Genomic DNA, 2,541 nt, shown 5'->3' with positions numbered 1-2,541 from the left:
CGTCGCAACGATCTTCTTTTCGGCGAAATAGATGTCCTTCAACGTGTCGTGGAAAAGTTCGTTCAGGCCCTTCGGTGATGCCTTCTTAGTGGGTGCCATCCTGTGTTCTCCCGTTCGCGCTCAAAAGCGAGGCGGAATAGCAACTCGATGCGGGGCAACTGGTTCCGGAGGGTGTTCTCTGATTGCAGTGAAATTGAACGCGACCAATTTATTGCGGAGCCTTGACGCTCAAGATCTGTCTCCCAGCACCCGCCGCCCGACGCTCAGGTAGTCCTAGCTGCAACGGTGGAAGCATCGGCACGGGTGATCGACAAGCTTCCGTGAGTCCATAATCGTCATAGATCAGACGCTTCCGACTACTCACGACGGTAGCTTGCGAAGGGTCTTCCGCATTTGCACATGTTAACCGGCCATCATTCAATGTCTCATGTGCCGCAGAATGTCTGTAGGACGCGTTCATCCGGGCGTGGCGGGTCAGCATAGCGTTCCATGTCCGGCTGCTCATCGAAGGGCCGGCTGATGACCCTCAAAATCTCCTCGAAAGGTGTGAAGTCCCCGCCCAGCGCCGCCTGGATAGCCTCGATGCGATGGTTGCGAGGGATGAATTTGGGATTGACGGCATGCATGACCGCCCGGCGCGCGGCCGTGTCGGCAGCATCGCTTGCGATGCGCTCGCGCCAGCGCGCCGACCAAACATCGAATGCGCCTGGATCCTCAAACAACTGCCGCGCCCCGCCCTGATCGTCCGGGGCGGCGAGGTCGTCGCCCAGACGCCGGAAGGCGAGCGTAAAGTCGGCTTCGCCGCGAGCTAATACATCCAGAAAATCAGCCGCGAGCTGCAAGTCGCCTTCCGCCTCGGTCAGCAATCCGAGTTTTCTGCGGAAGCCGCGCTGCAACACAGTCTCATATGAGGACTGGAAAGACCCAAGCACCTCTTCGGCTTCAGAGACGGCTTCACTCTCGTCCGTGCTCATGAGCGGCAGCAGAGTCTCGGCAAAGCGTGCAAGATTCCATGTCGCCACATGAGGCTGGTTGGCATAGGCATAGCGGCCGACACGGTCGATCGAACTGAACACCGCGCTCGGGTCATAGGCGTCCATGAAGGCGCATGGGCCATAGTCGATCGTCTCGCCCGAGATCGTCATGTTGTCGGTGTTCATGACGCCATGGATGAAGCCGACCAGCATCCAGCGCGCCACCAGATCGGCCTGTGCAGCGACAACGGCCTCAAGCAAAGCGCGGTACGGCCGCGCTTGCCCGACCAGCTGCGGGAAATGGCGTTCAATGGCATAGTCGGCGAGGATCTTGAGGCCTCCGGTATCGTGGCGCGCAGCGAAATATTGGAAGGTGCCTATCCGGATATGGCTGGCCGCCACTCTTGTAAGGACAGCGCCGGGCAGCCGGACCTCGCGATATACCGGGTCCCCGGTGAGCACAGCCGCCAAGGCTCGAGTCGTCGGAATGCCCAGCGGCCATTGCTTCGCTGACGACATACTCGCGCAGAACCGGGCCGACGGCTGCGCGGCCGTCGCCATTGCGCGAGAACCGCGTCGGTCCCGATCCCTTCAACTGGATGTCACGGCGAATGTCGTTAACGTCCACCACCTCGCCAAGCAGCAGAGCGCGCCCGTCGCCGAGCTGAGGCACGAAGTTTCCGAACTGGTGACCTGCATAGGCCAGGGCGATTGCCTGCAAGCCTTCCGGAAATCTATGGCCAGAGAGCATATCCAATCCATCCGGGCTGGTAAGCTGGTCGGCATCGAGCCCGAGTTCCTCCGCAAGTGGCCGGTTGAATCGGATCAGCCGGGGTTCGGACACCGGCTTCGGATCCGTGTGCGCGAAGAAGCGCTCGGGCAATTGCGCATAGCTGTTGTTGAGGGCGAGAAGCCGCATCTGAATGCCCTGGGTTTATTCGGCGGTCGCAGGTGCCGTCATGAAATCTGGCTCTGACGGAAGGACCCAACAGCTCCCGTCTCGAGGAGACTGTCTTCACTTGTCATATAGGACACAATCTCGCTGGTACCATTCGGATCGATCAGGCCGGCACCGGATAAGCTTTGAACTACCCGCCTACGTCGCGTTTCGGGGCTACCGTGCGACGAAAGGCGACAGGCAAGCTGACCCCTTCTGCTGTCTCGACCACAGAAGGCCTTGTGGATCCATTGTCCATGACGACGATCTTGTCGGGTCACCCTCATGGCCGTACTAGGCCGCAGGCGAAGGAAAAACTGTCGAGACTACGTTGCAGCTGGGGCGCCTCCCGAATGGCGCGGACGTCAGTTTTATGATGATGTCCCCGACGGTACGCTGGCCGCAACCCATACGCTCGCCGGGCGGATCCGTACGGGCATGTCATCAGGCGAGATCAAAGAAGATAAGGTCGCGTTCCCGCGTTTTTGATCCAAGCGATCGCGCGCCATTGGACACAATCACCCTAAGGGGGTCCTTCAAATGCCATCCTTGGCGTCATAGCCGCTACGTTCGAGGAGAGCATGGCGGGCCCGAACCGAAGCCTTCCCTGGTGGAAGGCCCTCCGGGCCC

The 2,541-nt window shown here is 60.2% G+C and carries 1 pseudogene; it reads right to left on the bottom strand.

Annotated features, from left to right (window positions below):
• Positions 1-425: 425 nt before the first annotated feature.
• Positions 426-1,893 (bottom strand): annotated as a pseudogene (locus tag EN879_RS31720) (protein adenylyltransferase SelO).
• Positions 1,894-2,541 lie beyond the last annotated feature (648 nt).

Source organism: Mesorhizobium sp. M7A.F.Ca.AU.002.02.1.1, from assembly GCF_003998535.1.
Classification (GTDB): domain Bacteria; phylum Pseudomonadota; class Alphaproteobacteria; order Rhizobiales; family Rhizobiaceae; genus Mesorhizobium; species Mesorhizobium ciceri.
The sequence above is the reverse complement of the archived record's forward strand: the minus strand, read 5'-3'. Positions and strand labels throughout refer to the sequence as shown.